Source organism: Streptococcus sp. HMSC062D07 (assembly GCF_001814215.1).
GTDB lineage: Bacteria > Bacillota > Bacilli > Lactobacillales > Streptococcaceae > Streptococcus > Streptococcus infantis_I.
Window position 1 is genome coordinate 133,888 of sequence record NZ_KV815326.1, and the last position, 19,380, is coordinate 153,267.

The 19,380-nt window shown below is 40.7% G+C and carries 11 protein-coding genes and 1 pseudogene; all 12 read right to left on the bottom strand.

Annotated features, from left to right (window positions below; translation table 11 throughout):
* Positions 1 to 4 precede the first annotated feature (4 nt).
* Positions 5 to 2,227: a polyribonucleotide nucleotidyltransferase gene (pnp, locus tag HMPREF2957_RS03855; RefSeq protein ID WP_070677632.1), complete on the bottom strand. Its 2,223-nt coding sequence runs from the start codon at positions 2,225 to 2,227 to the stop codon at positions 5 to 7.
* 338 nt (positions 2,228 to 2,565) lie between these two features.
* On the bottom strand, positions 2,566 to 3,426 hold the full coding sequence (gene metF / locus HMPREF2957_RS03860; protein WP_070677634.1) for a methylenetetrahydrofolate reductase [NAD(P)H]: 861 nt from the start codon (positions 3,424 to 3,426) through the stop codon (positions 2,566 to 2,568).
* Positions 3,427 to 3,489: 63 nt separating this feature from the next.
* The gene (gene metE, locus HMPREF2957_RS03865) at positions 3,490 to 5,739 is read right to left on the bottom strand and encodes a 5-methyltetrahydropteroyltriglutamate--homocysteine S-methyltransferase (RefSeq protein ID WP_070677637.1); all 2,250 of its coding nucleotides are present in this window, start codon (positions 5,737 to 5,739) and stop codon (positions 3,490 to 3,492) included.
* Positions 5,740 to 5,982: 243 nt separating this feature from the next.
* Positions 5,983 to 6,345, bottom strand: coding sequence for a TIGR02328 family protein (locus tag HMPREF2957_RS03870; protein WP_070677639.1), 363 nt, complete (start codon positions 6,343 to 6,345; stop codon positions 5,983 to 5,985).
* Entirely contained in the window at positions 6,329 to 6,733 is a 405-nt protein-coding gene (locus HMPREF2957_RS03875) for a YbgA family protein (protein ID WP_070677641.1), read from the bottom strand. Before HMPREF2957_RS03875 ends, HMPREF2957_RS03870 begins: the two co-directional genes overlap by 17 nt.
* Positions 6,734 to 6,880: 147 nt before the next feature.
* A complete protein-coding gene (locus HMPREF2957_RS03880) occupies positions 6,881 to 7,966 on the bottom strand; it encodes a HigA family addiction module antitoxin (protein ID WP_070677642.1) in 1,086 nt (361 codons plus the stop codon).
* Complete coding sequence (locus HMPREF2957_RS03885; protein WP_070677644.1) at positions 7,959 to 8,297, bottom strand: type II toxin-antitoxin system RelE/ParE family toxin; 339 nt, start codon at positions 8,295 to 8,297, stop codon at positions 7,959 to 7,961. Before HMPREF2957_RS03885 ends, HMPREF2957_RS03880 begins: the two co-directional genes overlap by 8 nt.
* 154 nt (positions 8,298 to 8,451) lie before the next feature.
* Entirely contained in the window at positions 8,452 to 10,581 is a 2,130-nt protein-coding gene (locus HMPREF2957_RS03890) for an AAA family ATPase (protein WP_070677645.1), read from the bottom strand.
* Between the two features lie 33 nt (positions 10,582 to 10,614).
* On the bottom strand, positions 10,615 to 11,841 hold the full coding sequence (locus tag HMPREF2957_RS03895; RefSeq protein WP_070677646.1) for a restriction endonuclease subunit S: 1,227 nt from the start codon (positions 11,839 to 11,841) through the stop codon (positions 10,615 to 10,617).
* Positions 11,834 to 13,438 carry an HsdM family class I SAM-dependent methyltransferase gene (locus tag HMPREF2957_RS03900; RefSeq protein WP_070677648.1) on the bottom strand — a complete coding sequence of 535 codons (1,605 nt, stop codon included), beginning with the start codon at positions 13,436 to 13,438 and terminating at the stop codon, positions 11,834 to 11,836. Before HMPREF2957_RS03900 ends, HMPREF2957_RS03895 begins: the two co-directional genes overlap by 8 nt.
* A pseudogene (locus HMPREF2957_RS03905) lies at positions 13,438 to 16,500 on the bottom strand (type I restriction endonuclease). The gene HMPREF2957_RS03900 and the pseudogene HMPREF2957_RS03905 overlap by 1 nt, the downstream one beginning before the upstream one ends.
* 130 nt (positions 16,501 to 16,630) lie before the next feature.
* Complete coding sequence (locus tag HMPREF2957_RS03910; RefSeq protein WP_070677650.1) at positions 16,631 to 19,276, bottom strand: DEAD/DEAH box helicase family protein; 2,646 nt, start codon at positions 19,274 to 19,276, stop codon at positions 16,631 to 16,633.
* Positions 19,277 to 19,380 lie beyond the last annotated feature (104 nt).

A 19,380-nucleotide genomic window follows, 5' to 3' on the forward strand; every position in this document is an offset into this window, starting at 1 on the left:
TTTCTTATTCTGAGTCTTTTGGTGTTTCTGTAGTTTCTTTCTTAGGTTTGTGGTCCTTGTGATGGTGACGAGGACGATCGCCATGGCGATGACCTTTATCCCCTTTTTCTTCTGAACGTTCAGGTTTTGGCGGACGTGGCAAAAGTGCCTTCATAGAAGCATCTACACGACCTTTTTCATCGATCTTAATAACCTTCACATCGACAAAATCACCAATTTGAACTAAATCTTCTACATTATTAGTACGAGTCCAAGCCATTTCAGAGATGTGTACGAGGGCATCTGTCTTGTCAAAGAGGTTGACAAAGGCACCAAATTTCTCGATACGAACAACTTTGGCATGGTAGACTTCGTCCACTTTGGCTTCACGAACCAAACCAGCAATGATTTCTTTAGCACGGTTAATGGCAGCTTGGTCGCTAGAGTAGATAGATACGTTACCTTCTTCGTCGATGTCAATCTTAACGCCTGTTTCAGCGATGATCTTATCGATGGTTTCTCCACCCTTACCGATGACAATCTTAATCTTGTCCACATCAATTTTGATGGTATCAATTTTCGGAGCAGTTGGAGCCAATTCTGGACGAACTTCAGGAATAGTTGCTTCGATCACATCAAGGATTTCAAAACGAGCTTTCTTGGCTTGAGCAAGAGCCTCCGTCAAGATTTCAGCAGTAATCCCTTGGATCTTAATATCCATTTGAAGGGCTGTAATCCCGTCGCGAGTACCTGCAACCTTAAAGTCCATATCTCCAAAGTGGTCTTCCAAACCTTGGATATCTGTCAATACTGTATAGTTGTTTCCATCTGAGATGAGACCCATAGCAATCCCTGCTACTGGTGCCTTGATTGGCACACCACCAGCCATAAGGGCAAGAGTGCCGGCACAGATAGAGGCTTGAGATGAAGAACCGTTTGATTCCAATACTTCTGCTACCAAACGAATCGCATATGGAAATTCTTCCAAGCTTGGCAATACTTGAGCAAGGGCACGCTCCCCAAGAGCACCGTGACCAATTTCACGACGACCAGGTGCACCGTAACGTCCAGTTTCCCCAACAGAGTATTGTGGGAAGTTATAGTGGTGCATAAAGCGTTTCTTGTACTCTGGATCCAAACCATCGATGATTTGCGTTTCACCCATTGGCGCCAAAGTCAAGATAGAAAGAGCCTGAGTTTGCCCACGAGTAAAGAGACCTGAACCGTGCACACGTGGAACGAAGTCAACAACCGCATCCAAAGGACGGATTTCATCGACCTTACGACCATCAGGACGTACCTTGTCTTCTGTGATCAAACGGCGTACTTCTGCGTGTTCCATTTGTTCCAAGATTTCAGCCACATCACGCATGATACGGTCAAATTCTTCGTGGTCTGCATATTTTTCTTCGTAAACGGCTGTGACTTGGTCCTTCACTGCTTGAGTTGCAGCTTCACGAGCCAATTTTTCTTCTACTTGAACCGCTTTTTGGAGGTCACTGTTGTAAGCTGCGATGATTTCAGCTTGCAAGTCAGCATCTACATGAAGCAATTCTACTTCTGCTTTTTCTTTACCAACTGCCGCAACGATTTCTTCTTGGAAGGCAATCAATTCTTTGACAGCTTCATGTCCTTTCAGAAGAGCTTCCAACATGATTTCTTCTGACAATTCTTTGGCACCAGACTCTACCATGTTGATAGCGTGTTTCGTACCAGCTACTGTCAATTCAAGAAGCGATTGCTCTGCTTGTTCTTGCGTTGGGTTGATGATAATTTGACCATCAACATAGCCTACTTGTACCCCAGCGATTGGGCCGTCAAATGGAATATCTGAGATAGACAAGGCCAATGATGAACCAAACATAGCTGCCATTGGTGCAGATGCATTTTCATCGTAAGAAAGGACTGTGTTGATGACCTGCACTTCGTTACGGAAACCTTCCGCAAACATTGGACGGATTGGACGGTCAATCAAACGCGCTGTCAAAGTCGCGTCTGTTGAAGGACGTCCTTCACGTTTCATAAAGCCACCAGGAAACTTCCCAGCTGCATACATTTTTTCTTCGTAGTTGACTTGAAGCGGGAAGAAATCCCCAGTTGCCATCTTCTTAGACATAACGGCTGCAGTCAAGACAGTTGACTCACCATAACGCACGACAACAGAGCCATTTGCTTGCTTAGCAACCTGACCAGTCTCTACGATCAATTCACGACCCGCAAAAGTCGTTTGAAACACATGTTTTGTCATTTTAATCCCCTTTGGATTGTTAATATTATACGCCTTGCCTACAAAGATCAAGATACCAAGGCCGTCAAAAGCAAAGTAAAAATAGGAAACTGACGAAGTCTTCGATGAAGACAAGACAGTTTATCTTTTTTACACAGCTTTTCGGCCGGGTTCAATTACTCAAGACATTTTGGATTTTTTGAGTTTCGTTTTCGCAACCTTTATAACCTAAATACCCTCATCTTTGTATCAAGTACGTACAGAGTCTATTTTATCATATTTTTCTTAAAAAGTACGGTCTTTTCTATAAAAAAGAACCATTCTGCTATGAAAAGAAGAATGGTTTGCTTTTGATTATTTTAAGGTTGATGATTGAACAAGGCATGGGTTGCTTGATGAATATATTGGGCAGTTTCTGCATTGTTCATAGTGTAGAGATGCACACCTGCAACGTCTTGCGTTACCAAGTCCACGATTTGGTCTACGGCATAGGCAAGTCCTGCTGCTCTGAGTGACTCAGGGTCATTCTCATACTTGTCCAAGATAGCCTTGAACTTACGTGGCAGATGGATATTCTCACAAGTCTTCAAGAGACGAAGAGCTTGGTTACGATTGAGGATTGGCATGATACCTGCATGAATAGGAACATCAATCCCTGCCAAGGTACATTTGTCTTGGAAATCGTAGAAACGCTCATTGTCAAAGAATAGCTGAGTGACAAGACTTGAACAGCCTGCATCCACTTTTCTCTTGAGATTTTGAATATCTGAGATTTGGTTTGGCGAATCCGGGTGCCCTTCTGGGTAACAAGCTCCAATAATATCAAAGTGTGGTGCCTGTTCATTGATAAACTCAATCAAGTCTGTGGCGTAACGGAAATCTTTTTGTGGCTCAACACCTGGAATGATATCTCCACGCAAAGCCAAGATTTTCTGAACACCAACTTTATCCAAATCCGCAATGGTCTCAGCCACCTTATCCTTAGTCAAATAGATAGCTGGCAAGTGAGCAATGGTTGGGATCTCCAAGTCATTTTGGATATAGTCTGCCAAACGAACCGTCGTCTCTTTGATATTAAATTTATTATTACTAGCAGTCACACTGATGAAGTGTGGTGCCAAGCCCTGCATGTCTTTCAGGGCTGCAATAATTTTGTCATTGCCTACTTCTGGGTTTGGAGGGAAAACTTCAAATGAGAGGGACGGTGTTTGACCTGACATATGTAATAACCTTTTTCTAGTTGATTTCTTACTGATCAACCATGTATAGAGAACTGTCTTTTCTTACAATTTCTCTCGCGCAGCTTTCGCAGCTTCTACAAGGCGGATCAAGCTTTCTTTCGTTTCTGGAATACCACGTGTTTTCAAACCACAGTCAGGGTTGATCCAAACTTTTCTGCTTGGAACTTTCGCAAGGATTGCTTCGATGGTGTGGTCGATTTCGCCTTCGTTAGGCACACGAGGTGAGTGGATATCGTAAACCCCAGGTCCAACTTCTGTTTGGAAGTTTTTCGCTTTGAGTTCGTCCAAGATTTCAAGGTTTGAACGGCTAGCTTCAAATGAGATAACGTCTGCATCCAAGTTGTCGATAGCTGGGATGATATCTGTAAATTCTGAGTAACACATGTGAGTGTGGATTTGTGTGTCTGGTGCTACTGTTGAGTGTACCAAACGGAAGGCTGGAATAGCCCAGTCAAGGTAATCTTCGTACCAGTCGCTACGACGAAGTGGCAATTTCTCACGAAGAGCAGCCTCGTCGATTTGGATGATCTTCACGCCTGCAGCTTCAAGGTCAAGAACTTCATCCTTGATTGCAAGAGCGATTTGAAGAGTAGAATCCTTGATAGAGATGTCTTCACGTGGGAATGACCAGTTAAGAATTGTAACAGGTCCAGTCAACATACCTTTAACAGGTTTGTTCGTACGGCTTTGTGCGTAGCTAGACCATTTAACAGTGATTGGGTTGAGACGAGTCACATCACCCCAGATGATTGGTGGTTTAACTCCGCGCATACCGTATGATTGTACCCAACCATTCTTAGAGAAGAGGTAACCAGACAAGTTTTGACCGAAGTACTCAACCATGTCGTTACGTTCGAATTCACCGTGTACAAGCACGTCAAATCCAACTTCTTCTTGCCATTTGATCCATTCGTCGATAGTCTCAGCAAGGAAGGCATCGTATTCTTCTTGTGACAATTCACCCTTACGGAAGGCCAAACGTTTAGCACGAACTTCCTTAGTTTGAGGGAATGAACCGATGGTAGTTGTTGGAAGAGCTGGAAGTTTGAATGCTTCTTCTTGAATCGCTTCACGTTCTGCGAAGGCTGGCAAACGAGTGTAGTCTGCGTCTGTCAATCCAGCGATACGCGCACGAAGTTCAGCATTTTCACCAACACGTTCAGTCGCAAAGAGTTCTTTATTAGCTGCAAGAGCTTCTGCTCCTTGACCGTTGCGGATAGCATCCAAGTCACGGATTTCATCCAATTTTTCAACTGCAAATGCAAAGTGGTTCAAGATAGCTGGTTCAAATTCTTCATTAGCTGTTGTAAATGGCACATGAAGAAGTGAGCATGAGCTAGTCAATACGATGTTTTCAGCTGGGATTTGCTCAAGAACAGCCAAGCTCTTTTCGTAGTTGTTGCGCCAGATGTTCTTACCATTGACAATACCTGCATAAAGAGTCTTGTCAGCTGGGAAGCCACCTTTAACGAGTTCAAGAGTTTTCTTACCTTCAACGAAGTCAAGACCAATCGCATCTACTGGCAATTTCACAAGGTCAGCGTAAACGTCACGAACGTCACCGAAGTATGTTTGAAGCAATACTTCAAGACCTTTTTTGTCAGCCAAAAGCTTGTTGTAGAGGTTCAAGAAGAGAGCTTTTTCTTCAGCTGTCAAGTCTTTGACAAGAGCAGCTTCATCGAGTTGGATACGAGTCGCACCAAGTTCAGCCAATTTAGCAAAAACATCTTGGTAAGCAGCTACTAAGCTATCTACGAAGTCTTCTGCTTTCACGCCTTCTTCAAAGTCTGATAATTGAAGGAAAGTGAATGGACCTACAAGGACAGGACGAGTGTTAAGACCAAGTTCTTTAGCTTCTTGGAACTCATCAAAGATCTTGTGACCAGCCAATTTTACTTGAGTGTCTTTTTCAAATTTAGGAACGATGTAGTGGTAGTTAGTGTTGAACCATTTTTTCATCGGAAGGGCACGAACATCCCCTTTTTCTCCTTGGTAACCACGTCCTAAAGCAAAGTAACGTTCAAGATCAGACAATTCCAAGTTTTGAACCGATGCAGGAACTACGTTGAAAAGGAAAGCAGCATCAAGGAAGTTGTCATAGTGAGAAAAGTCATTTGATGGGATTTCAGTGATGCCTTTTTCTTTGACGATGTTCCAGTGTTTTGCACGCAATTCTTTAGCCGCAGCCAAGAGTTCTTCTTCTGAGATTTCTTTTCTAAAGTATTTTTCAGTTGTAAATTTTAATTCGCGGAATTCACCCAAACGAGGGAAACCGATAATTGTAGTTGACATGTTTTGTCCTCCAAAAATTGTTGTTGAAACTATCTTAACAGAAAAGAAACTGTCTGTATAATTGTAAAAAATTAGGCTTTGATATAGTTTGAAACTATATCTCTATTTAAAAGACAAAAAAAGATTTGGAGAAGATTCCCCAAATCCTTTGGTAAATATAGATTGATAGCCTTTTAAGGTTGCTGTGTTCTTCGCAAAAAAATAATGAACTGACAGCTACCTATGGCTTGTTATTAGAAAAGACTATAGGTTGATCCCCTTGTCACGGAGATTTGCCAGACACTCCTCATAGTAGGCTGTGTCATGTTCGCTATAGATAGGACTTTTCAGCTTTTCCTCTGCTAAGTCTTGATAAGGAGGGCATGTCTTGCCACGGTAGTTCTTGTCCAGCCACTCTGGACTGACATTGTAGCCACGACGCGCCATCTCCCCCATGATCAAGTCATGGTAGGCATAGAGACGATAGGGCGAGTGGGTAAAGACATAGTCCACCGTCGCATGCTTTCTGCCCCAGCCATTGCCACGAAGGGCGCAGCACTCTCGATGTTGCCCCAAGAGCTGAGGACGGGGAAGTTGTGAAATCAAAGCCTCATGCCAAAGTCTCATGGGAGTCTCCTTTCAGCAAGGTAGAATCTTGCAGATAAGCATTCGGGTAATGCTCAAGCAAATCTCTCGTCTTAGCAATTAATTCTTCTTTGGTGGCTTGACCAGAGTGATAACGCTCCAGTAAAAACATATAATCCTTGCGTTCAGTCTCCGTTGCTTTCTTCTTAAAATAGCCCCAAATATGCTGAAAGGCATTGCAAACCTGACCCCTGTGCTCTGGAATCTGGCAGGCACGGTCAATCATCTCTTGAACCTGACTCACTTCTACCACTTCTTGCTTGAGATACTGGCGAATGTCCTTGTAAATATTGCTGGAATGGCTCAAAACAAGGTACTTATTTTCCGCCCAGAGTTGCTGACAAAGGGCACGTTGGTTGTTGTTTTCCATATTTCTCCTAACTTTCTACTAGTTCCCAGGAAATACGGAAACAAAGTTATATTTATAAAATGAGCGAATTATGAGCGGATTATGAGCGAATAAAGAAGTTATAATTACCATATGAAGCTTTTTTCATCTTTAAAAACTTCCTACGACTCATGAAACAAAGTAATAATTTTCTTTTAGTTCTCGGAAACGGTCAAAACTGAGAATCCCCTCATTTTGTAATCTGCCTAAAACGACGCTCGGATGAATATCAATTTCCTCTGCAAAATCTAGAATATCCGACTTATCAAAACCTCCTTTTTTGACAAAAGCTTGATAGTCTTCGGGTCTTATCAAGAAATCTTTTGCAAACTGATCTGCCTTTTCCTCAGAACGTCGGTAGGATTCACTATTTCCATCATCAGATGAAAAATCATTCTCCAGAATATGTCCTATCTCATGAAAGAGCGAGAACCAGAAAATATCGGATACTTTATTTCGATCAGTGAGTAAAAGCAAGGCACTACCATTACTGAATTTTTTAGTCGCTCCATTCAGATTAGCATTTGGCAAAGCAGGTAGACCGACTAAAACAACACCACAGTCTAATAAGATATCGTACAAGCGTTGAGGAAAGGCTTCTGGGTCCTGTCTGGTCAACTCTCTCAAAGCAGGTAAACATCTCTCTAGCTTTCTACGATTGAGTTTGGTAGTTGTTACATCACGCGCTTTTTTAGATGCCAACTCCAGCATGATATTAGAGTTCACGATACTCTTATCCGTAAAATCTTTGGTATTGCGATAACTCACTAGATGGTTAAAGTTCAAGAGCTTTTCTAAACTAGAAATCCCTAGAATCTTGCGAAGCTCGATAATCTTTTCCTTTAAACTATATCGTTTGTTTGGAACATAGCCTTCTGCCTTAAAATACTTGAAATCAATCATCTCGCAGATTTCTTTCTCACTACCTTCTTCTAACTCTTTTTGTTCTACAATCTCAGCCACTTTTACATCGTAAGCATTTTGAAGATTGAGCCAAGTTTGCATGGAAACTCCGCTTAGCTTAGCTAACTTATGAGCCGTATCTTTACTAATGGACTCCTCAGCATTGACCAACTTGCTGACAGTCTTTGCTGAAACTCCTAAGCGCTCCGCAAACTCTTTCTGCGTTACGTTATAATCTTCAATCAACTCTTCAACATACTGACCTGGATGAAAAGCAATCAGGTCTTTGTATTCAACAATTTTATTACTCATAGTGATTGCTGACCTCCTCTATTTTTAGGATTTCGATTTCAATGGGACTGGAAAAGACCTTTTCTACATCCTCTTCACAAAAACCGACAATCAAACGATAGGAACTCCTTCGACCATCTATATCTAAAGCAAACTGTCCCTGTCTCCTTCCCTTAAGTTGGTGAAAGTGATATTTAGGAAAGGCTGTCACACTAGCCAAAGAATCCGCTGCTTCTAAAAAGTTGATCAAGAAATGCAACTTTACAGCAACCTTATCCGAAAAATCCTTTTTCGCTTGCCTCAGCTCTGTGCACTGCTTTTCAACAGTTTTGTTTGTATAGATAAGCTTCATAAGTCCCTTTCTGTTATAATTAAATTACCTTTTAGGTAATTTAATTATAACATGAATGAAAAATAAAAGCCAGCCAAAGCTTGATTTGGCTGGAATTTTAAATCTCTATATTTTTAATTTAAATATTAATTGATAAATAATTTTTAAGTAATAGTTATTCTTCATTCGATACTAGCCAGTATTTTTCAAAATGCGACTGTGCATTGTTGCTACGGAAAATAGCACTGACTTTTGAAATAATATCTTCTTTAGTTTTACCATTAAGATCAGCTTCTAAATCGTCGATTGAATGTGAATTAACATCAAATAATTTTTTAGCTTCAGCATCATTTTTAAATAAAACACTAGGAGATATGTTATTAAACTTCGAAAAAGTTTCAAAAATTCGACGAATAGGATTTAACATAAAATCTGGTTTATCTTGTTGATAAAGCCATCTCAATTCTGTCCATAGAGCATCATAGCTAGTTTTTAAATCTTCATCTTGAGTTTCGATTGGTAAAATCTTACTTTTCCCATCAATCTTTTTAAGATGTAAAGTCAACTTAGTCTTATGTGCCTTCCTCCACCAATCGTATCTTACATTTAGGTAGAAATGAATATTATGAGTTAAAATAAATAATTGTTGAGTCTCAGATAAATTATTTATCAAATCTTGTAAATACGATATTATTAAATATTGTGTTGTATCATCATTTGAATTCATCGGATCATCGAAAATAATAATTTGTGGGTTTTCTGTTTTTTTGGATGGATTATCCAAATCTGCTAAAAACCACAAAAATGATACAATATTCTTTTCTCCTGTACTTAATGTATCTACATCTCGAGTGCTACCATCAATATTTTTTATCGTATACTGCCCTTTTTGTTCACCTGAAACTAAGACTAACTGAAACGAATGATTGCCTAAACTTCTTAATGCTTTGTTAATTCTCTCTGCAGCGATACTTTCGTCTATAGTCTGTGAGATAAGGTCATCTTTTTGTTTCCTTAAAGCAATCAAATTATTCTTATTGATTTGTAACTCATCTGCCAATCTTTTCTTTTCTATGGCTAAATCCTTTAAATCAGAAATCTCCTGACTATAGTCCATTCCAGATAACTCAATATTTACCAAATTGAGTCTCAACTTATTTTTGGCTTCTTCTTTTTTTATGGTTAAATTTTGACCGTATTTTTTATTTTCTACATAAATTTTACCATACTGTTCATGAATCGATTCAAAACTATCCGGTATCTTATAAGATATTTCAGACATAGTTGTAAAAAGATCCGATTTACGTTGTTCCAGAGTTTCAATAAGGAAATCAAGAAAGTTAGTATACTTTCGAATCAATTCCAAGATAGAAGTATTTAAAACTGAAATTTGTTCATGATAAACAGGATAGAATTGAGAAGGATCAATCACTTTTATTTTACTAAGTTCATCTTTTTTTATTTTTAAAAGTTCGATAGCATGTGATAATCTTGTCTCGAACTTCTTAACATTATCACTAAAGAAATGATTTAATTGGTCCAAACGTTGCTCAGAGATTGGATTGTTGCAAAACGCACAAACATCTCCCTTGTCATGATAATTCAAACCTTGTCTAACCCAGTTTTGTTCTTCAATTGTTGAAAATTCTAATATGATACTTTTTGCTAATTCTGTTGTGATAATTTCATTTGTAGCTTTTAAAAATCTACTTATATCAATATTTGGAAATGATTGTTTTGAATCAATCTTAATTTCCTTTTGATTTATTAATTGTTGAAACTGCTCTTTTTCAGTATCACTTAAAGAAACACATGAAATGCTTTTTTCAATACTTTCTATATCATTTTTGAAGTTTCGAATATCATAGGTAACTCCAGTTAAATTAGTATGCTCTCTTTTTAGCTCACTAGCCGAGGATCTAAAATTATCTTTTATAGCTTTATCTTGTTCCTTATATTCTTTTTCCTTAGCTTGACATCTAGCGTAAAGATTATCTGGTCTACTCTCATTAGCAATAAGTTCACTCTCTAATTCAGAAATATCAAGATTTACTTGATCAATTTGAGGTTGTATACTTGCATTTTCTTTTCCTAACGAAATAGCGTTTAATACTGAATTTTCCGCCACAGAATCAAATCCTTGAAAAATTCGTACATCATGAGTATCGTGGAATGAATCTGATATTGTTTGAGTGATTGTTGATTTTCCTGTTCCGTTTTTTCCGTAAATGAAATTCTTTTGCTTCAATCCGCTATATGTAGTATCATTAAACCGATCTGAAGGGAGTTGCAATTCGGTAATCATTCTTTCTCCTTTATTTACTTATCTACAACTGATTTACTCCACCTTGGCCTGTCCATTCATCAGCATTGGCAAGAGCCAATCGCGAAGTTGGGTGAGTTCTTGGTTTTGTTGTTGATTGATGATTATATTCTCTAATATAATTTCAAATTTTTCAAAAATTGAAGATAAATACTTATCTTTAGGCAGAATAACATTGATTGCTTTTAAATCTTTATCACTTAAATGACCTACTGTTGTTCTTGAGACTGATTTTTCTCTCAATCTGATAAAAGGTTCAATCTGATATTTAAGTACCATATTAGGTAATTTATCACTATTTACTTTTACAACTCGTTGATTAAGATAACAATCCTCTTTAATCCAATAATTCATATGGAAATTCCCATCCATTCCAATTAAAACATCACCAACATTAATTTTATATTTATCTTCTACTTCTTCTGTAGAATAATTAGTGATATCATTTCCAAGAATGTCTCTAATTCTAATCACTGGAACACCTTCGCCGGTACCATTAAAATAATCAGTACTAAAAGGATATCCATATTGAACATCTGCAATATCAAAAAGATTCTCCACTCCCCACCCCTCTGGGATTTCGCGTTTGAGTTCTGGGTGATAGATCATCTTTCCGCCTGATGATTTGTAGGGTTTGCCATTCTGGTCTGGGAAATCAAACTGCACAAACCAGTAGTCATAGAGGGTCTTAGCCATAGCTTCCAACTCTTGGTTGATTTGGTTGTTAACACTTATCTTATTATCAAGTGATGTTAAAATTCTAACTATTGATTTCTGAAAGCTCACACTTTCCGGTATGTAAATTTTGTAATTTTTTATGTCATTAGAATTTAAATTCTTTCTCACACCTGATGATAATTTTCTTAAAGCATCATATTGTGTTTTTAAATAGTAATAAACATATTCAACATCTGCTAATTTTGTATCTAGTTCTATATTACAACAAGCCTGATTTGTTGTCATCGGTGCTTTTATTATTGAAAGATTTCCTCTAGTCTTTCCTTCTCCATACATAGCAATAGATATGGTGTTCTCAGGATAAATTCTTAAACTAGTTTGTTCTAATGCTTCTTTTGAAATTTTTGTATTCGTATCAAAAATGTATTTTTCACCTAGTTGATCTGTTTTTAACCAAGGAATAATTGGATTTTCCCAAAACTCTTTATTAGACTTTAGAGGTGTTAATCCACTCGAAACCCTAATAGACAGTTCTCCTAATGTCTTTTCTTTCCACTCACTCATACTTCAACCCCTTCATTTGCTTCTCTATCTCCTGCTCCAGTGCATGCGATTGCTGGAAGAGGTCAGAGAGTTTGTCTTGAAAGGCGGTCATCTTGGCGTCAAACTCTTCTGCTGTGATATCTACATAGTCGATCTTGATGTCAAAGTATTGGCCTGCGCTGAGAGAGTAGTTTTTCTCCTTGATGTCCTCATAAGAGACGGTGACAGAAAAGTCCTCGACAGCTTCTTTCTTGATAAAGGTCTTGACGATCTTCTGCTCTTCCTCAGGAGACAGCACGGTCTTTTGGTTCTTGCCTTCCTTGACCTTGGTTCCTAGGTTTGAGGCATCGATAAGGACGACATCGCCCTTGTTTTTCTTATCGATAAAGAGGATAGAGACGTTGGTACCTGTCGTCGCAAAGATATTGGACGGCATGGAAACGACACCTGCCAGCATTTGATTATCCACCAAGTGTTGGCGGATGGTCTTGTCAATCCCTGACTGAGCCGTGATAAAACCTGTCGGCAAGACAACAGCCGCCTGACCATCTGGCTTCAAGGAGTAGATGATATGCTGCACAAAGAGCTCGTAGATCGCCATCTTGTCCTTAGACTTGGCTGGAACCTTGGGCACACCTGCAAAGAATCGCTCACTAGCTTCTGGCAAGGTCTCCACTTGATCACGCCACTCTGAAAAGTCCAGCTTGAAAGGAGGATTGGACACGATATAGTCCATCTTTTCAGGATGTCGATTAGCTATGATGGTATTTCCCTGTACGATATTATGAATGGAGTGTTGCAGTCCATTCAAGATCAGATTGAGACGGAGGAGATTGGATGACTTTTGCGAGATATCCTGACTATAAACAGTGGTCTTATCCACACCGATACGACTAGCCAGATTCATCAGCAAGGTGCCCGAACCTGCTGATGGGTCATAGATACGTACATTTGACGGTTGGTCATTTCCTACCAAGATATCCGCGATAATCTTAGCGACAGAGTGAGGCGTGTAGTACTCGGCATACTTGCCACCGCCATCTTTATTGTAGTCCTTAATCATGTACTCAAAGAGAGTCGAGAAAAAGTCGAAGCCTTGTGAAAAGATAGTTTCATCAAACTTGACGCGAGCAAGGAGATTGATGATTGATTTTGCCACCTCGTTACGTTTACTACTATCTGAGATGGTATCTGTAATCAAACGCTCATCAAAGAGACGAATAGCCGTATCCCCGTCTGTGTGAACGGAAAAGATATCGTTATTGTCAATGGCTATCTGGTTGAGGGTATTTTCAAAAGTTTCGTAGAAAGTCGCTTCATTTTGCTGACGGTGGAGGGTTTCTATCAACTGGTCTGGCTTGAGCCAAGCTGTGCTGGTACCGATATCCTCCAAGAGCCAGCCGTAGTCTTCCTCACTCATAGCCAACAAATTTTCATAGGTGTTGGACTCATCTAGGATCTTGGCTTGATACAAAAACTTGTCGTTTAAAAATTTGTAGAGGAAGGACTGGGTGAGGAGTTTGTACTCACCCGCTTCTCCTCCTAGTCCCGCGTGGGTAAAGACAGCTTTCAAATCATCTACCAAGCCTTGGACTTGGACTTTGTATGTTTCATTCATTAGTGTTGGTATTCCTCTTCATATCCTTCAAATAGTGACTCGACGATATAATTAAAATCCTCTCTTGTCAAACTACTTGCAGATTGGTTGGTTTTCATTTCAATCCGAGCTTCTTCTCGAATCATCTTCTTAAGAAAGTCCTCGTTGTCGAGTACTCCTTGATTTTGACCAATTTTACGGTCCAGTCTAACTTTAGAACCCTTGATGACATGGTAAATAGCAGGATAATCACTGACCATAGTCGAGTTAGTCACGTACTTGTAGGAACGAGCTGCCATCTCATCTCCGTTAAAGTTCATGGTCAAACGTTTCATACGAGTATGATAGTCCTCCACGGACTTAAAGAGTTCTTCATAGTCTTTTTGGGTTTCTTTGATATTTTCCATGGTGAAGCCTTCTTGCCCATGGATCAGGTGTTTTTTCATGATGCGCTGGAATTCTTCGTAGAGAGAGACCCACTCAGGATCCTTTTCATCACGTTGATTTTTAATCCCACTTGCCACTCGTCGTTTCAAATCTTCCAAGTCATTGGCTGCTAGGCGGAGTTCTTCTTCTGCAATCTTGGCAAAGCTAAAGCTAGTTTCAGACATGGCAAGATTTAAGAGAGTCCTACTGGAGAAATCGTCTGGTTTATCGATCAGAGACAGTGTCAGCATTCGTCTAGAGAGGACATTGAGCAGGGTTGCAATCTGGGCAATGTCAATCTGCTGGAGCAAGTGTTCGTAACCAAGGAGACGGGCGATATTGTAGTACTGCTTGATAGACTCCAAGGCCTTACGAAGATCGATTAACTGCTTCTTGTCCTTGATATCATTGATAGCTTGGGAGAAGTACTCTAGATTGTCCGTTGGATAGTCGATGAGAATATGCTCGGTCTTGCTCAACTCTTGAGAAATCTCATCTGCTGACACAAAGAGCGAGCCAAAAACATCCTCACCATTTTCCCCAGTCAGGGTCGAATCATACTCTTGATTGAGTTCTTCCAGATAGGCACGATTGGTCTTGTCAAACTCTTTCGAGATGTCTGCAAAGTCAATAACATAGCCAAAGAGATAATCCTTGTAAGGACGATTGACTCGGGTTAGTGTTTGTAAAAGATTGTGAGCCTTGATCTTGCGCCCTAGATAGAGGCGCTTGAGCCGAGGTGCATCAAAACCTGTCAGGAGCATAGAGTAGACGATGATGAGGTCAATCTTACCTTCCTTATAGGCATCTACCTTGTCCTTCTTCTCTTCCTTGTCTCCCTCATCATGGAGGATGAGAGCGGAAGTCAAGGTGGTTGAGCCTGCTTGACGTCGTTCTTCTAATTGCTTTTCAAGCTCACGCGCCTGCTTAGACGAGTCACAGACAATCATGCCACCGATGGTCTGGTCATCAAATACCAAATCACGCGCTCGATTAAAATCTTCAATGATAAAATCCAGCATGGGCTCTACATAATGAGGATGAGCAAAGATATCTTCCTTGGACAGGTCACCTCGTTGGATTTCTTCATTGATAGATCTGAGATTATCTTTATAAGAAGTCTCGATATCTTCTCGCATCAGGCGTAGGGTAAAGCCGTCATCGATAGACTGGTTGTAGTAATATTTGTGGATATAGTCCCCAAAGATATCACGCGTGGTCGCATGACTTTCCTTGGTCTTGCCATCTTTCTTGTATGTGATCAAGGGGGTTCCAGTCAAGGCAATCTTAATGGCCATGGTATCTGCCTGATAAAGATTTGGCAGGTAGGAACCTCGTTCATTGTAAGAACGGTGGGCTTCATCGATAAAGTAGATATTTTGACGATTGAGATCATATCCAGAGCGGTCTGTCAGATTTGAATCATCCTTAAACTTCTGGATATTGACCACAGCGACATCATAGCCGTCTTGTTTTTGATTGAGCTCTTGAGGGTTGTTGATGCGTTTAACCTTGAGACCTCGTTTGGTAAATTCCTTAAAGGCTTGGTCTGCCAAGTCCAGACGATCGACGACAAAGTAAAACTGAGGAACGATTCCCTCTTTTGAGAAATAGTTGGTTAGATAGCGCATATTGAAGAAAGCCAAGGCAGTCTTACCTGAACCTTGGGTATGCCAGATAACCCCTTTCTTGACACCTTTTGCAATTGTTTCTTCGATAGCACGTGTCGCAAAATACTGAGGATAGCGCATGACGTGCTTCTGCAACTGCATCTGACCGTCCTTACTCTCTTCTTCTACATAGACAAGACCAAAACGAAGCATAAAGAGCAAGCGTGCCTTCTGGTACAAAGAAGACAGGAAGGCATTGCAAGGTGTATCAGGGTTTAGATTTGTTGTAAACTCTGGCTGAGATTTGAGGGCAAAGCGCTTCATGTCTTCTAGGACAAAGTCGATTTGGTCCTCGGTTAGAGGGGAAAGGGAATGAAGGAAATCTTCTACTCTTTCTTCCTTGAAGGCATTAAATTTAGTTTTTGAATAGGCGTTTGAACCGTAATAAGAACCCTGTTTTTGCTGACCTTGTCCACTGATATACGCTAAGTTATCAGATAAGGATATCAACTGGGTGATATTGTTAAAACGACGGAACTTACGGTTTTCAAAACGGTATCTGGTTCTGTCCTACTCTGACTGAATTCCAGTCTTGCCATCACGAATCGCATTGGGCTGTTTGACTTCGATATAAGAAAGAGGCAGACCATTGACAAAAATAACGATATCCGGACGAAATTCATCCTGACCATTTTGGCAAGTAACTTCAAGTGCCAGATGGAAGGTATTGACTTCAGGATGTTCCCAGTCAATATAAATGGCATCTTCCTGACCTTGCAAGCGTCTATAGAAAGAACGTCCCAAATCGTTTTGATCTAGTTCCAACTTGATATTGGCTAGTTCTCTTTCAAAGTCATCTTCTGTCAAGTAGTTGTTAAATTTTAAAAATTGCTCCTTAAAAACAGATACAAGGATGTTGGTATCTGGATCTCTTTCTGCAATCTCCTTCCCATTTCGAGGAAGATAGGTATAGCCCATACGCATGAGATGCAGAGCTGCTGGGATTTGTACCCTGGTTAGTTCAGAAAAATCTTTTCTCTTTGCCATAAAACTTCCTTTTGCTAGTCAGAACTGTCTATTTTTATTAACAATATCTTTCAGACTATCTCTCCAATTTATCGAATTCTTAATTATCTATTATTATATCATATTCCTAGAAGAAAACGCTCACTTCCTTCTATTTCAAAGCACTTTTAACCTTTTTCTTAGTGATGATACGGTCGTTTTTGTTGGCTAGGGATTTGAGTCTGGCTTCGAGCAGGATTTTTCGGCCTGCTTCGTTGCGGGTGTAGACGAGTTGGTGGTTGCCTATATGCGGTGCGACGGCATTTTGGAAGAGCTGGGCATCTTCCTTGCGTTTTTCAAAGAGGCTAGGGACTACGAAATACTTGGACTGACCTGCTGGTGCTTTTTGAGCGACTAAGAGGTAGCGTTGATTGTCCACTGGCGCAAAGAATTCTCCTAAAGCCCTCGAAAAGAGTTCCTTGTCTCGCATGCTGCCACCTTTTAGATAGGCAAAGACATTAAAGCTTTCCTTGTCCTCATCGACCTGCACGCGCGACTGGTCATCAGACAAATGCCCTGCAGTCACCATGGCTTTGCGAATAGCCTCATCGATCTGGCGCAAGCGTTTATAAGGACTCTTGTAGCTGTAGTAGCGAAAGGCTGTGATAGCTAGGAAGAGGACACAAAGAGCTGTCAGCCATGGCAAGGCAAATAAGGTTAGTCTAAAGACATAGGTTAGGAGACTAATGGCAAATACCATCAGAGCATAGCGAAGCCACTTTTCAGCATCCGCTAGGGCGAGCAGAGGGATTCGTTTGCTGTCGGTCGCAACTTCATTGACAATCTCAATCTTGTCAGCAACAATGAGAGATTCCTGCCATTTTTTACGTAGGGAGGCGCGATCCTTGGATAGTTGCATGATCTTCTCGTTATAGTCTTCGAGTTTCTTTTTCTTAAATGGGAACTCAGGAAAGTTCAAGCGATCCAGACCTGTTTCAATGGTATCTTCCTTATAGGACAAGCCAAGGAAATGGTCCATACGACGGGCAAGGGTTTGTAGGTCCTGATATGGATTGAGGTCTAGTTCTTCTTGATTTTCATTAGAAAAGGCTGGAATTTTGTACGGTTTGATGGCTACTAGGTGCCAGATATTGCTAGTCTTATCTGGATGTCCTGGCCAGATACGGATGGCACGCCCCCGCATTTGATTGCTGAGCATAAAGCTTCCGACAAAACTTCCGAGGATGAGAGAGTTGACACAAGGTGCATCCCATCCTTCTCCCAAGAGAGACTTGGTTCCGACCAAGACCTGGATAGAACCACGTTGGAAGAGCTCGGTCACTGCTGCGACCATCCCCTTAAAGCTGGATGGAAAGCCTACTTGGAGATAAGACTCTTGGTCGAGTTTTCCAATGGCAGAGAAGCTTAAGCTAGTGTTTGGGATGAGTGCTTCGAGTTCTGCCTTGACACTAGCCGGTATGATCACGACACTACCTGAAAGGACTGCTATAGGGACAGACAAGCCTTGCTTTTGTGCACTTCTGCGAATAGTTTCAAAATAAGGGAGGACACCTAATTGCGTGATTGGTGCTTGGTCATCTCCCAGATAACTGGCAAAGTCCTTGCGGATATAGTCCGCCAAGACTAACTGTCTCAAGTTCTTTCCTAGACTATCATACTCAGTTTCAAAGATAGATGCAATCCCAGCTAGTTTTCCTAGAGATTGATTGAGGATTTGGTCATTGGCCTTGGATTTTACCAAGAAAACCTGACGTTTTTCAATCAACCCTCTTGATTTCAGTTCTGCTTCTATCTTTTTCTTTGTCTCCTGCGGATCCTCATACCAGTCAGGAGTTTGATAGAGAAGACCTTGCAAGAGAACTTCGAGCCAGTAGTAATTAAGAGCAGGCAAGCCTTCAGCTCCCAGTAAATCTTTTAGATGCTTGGGAATTTCCTGTTTTTGAGCCTGTAGATAAATGAGGAGCGCTGAGAGATACTTGGGATCCTCAAGGAGCATATCCGCAGAAATTTCCCCTTTGAGAACCTTGGAACTCCGAATCAACTCTTGGAAGTCAGGATTAACGACTAGTTGGCTGACATACTGCCACTTGGTGTCTTCAAACTCTTCCAAGCGTTTGTCTTCTTCCTTAGTCGGAAAACAGATATAGACAAAGTCCTGATGAGGGCAAAGAGTGTCTTCCTTTACCAGTTCTGGCACTGTGATTTCTTGGTCAATCTCGCCACACATCTGGAGATAGCGATCCCAGAGTTCTGGCTCACTGTCGTATGGTGGTGTCGCAGTGAGAGAGATGACTTGCAGTTGCTGATAGTTTTTACGGAAGTCTTCTAGACTTTTCCACCATTCATTTCTCAAGTGATGGCATTCGTCCAGACAGAGGGTTTCGACACCCCTTTCCTTGAGTCTGGCAAGCAGGTCAAAGCCGACAAAATCCTCAACCTCGCCGTTATCTTCTTGAGATTGTACCTGTTGCATAGCACTGTGAAAGGCTTGATAGGTGGCGATGGTGATTTGCTTCATATCCTTTAGATTTTGAGACACGAGACTTGTGACCTGGTTCTCATCCTCTAAAAAGGCCTGGCGAATCCTATCCACCCATTGTTCCCGAATGGTCACCGTCGGTACCAAAACGAGGGCAGGCTTATCAAAGCGAGCAATCAACTCGATTCCTATGGTTGTTTTCCCTGAACCAGGCGCTGCCACCAAGTGGACATGACCATCTGCTTGGTATTCTTGGAAATTGTCCAATACCTGTTTTTGGTAGTTGCGCCAAGTGCCATTAAACTTCAATCCTAACATGATTTTCCTCATTCTAAGCTGTCATTTTCTTATTCCCATTTTACCATACTTGAGGCAAAGTCACACGAAGTATCCCATCTAGTCTTTCTCCCTAAAATATGGTA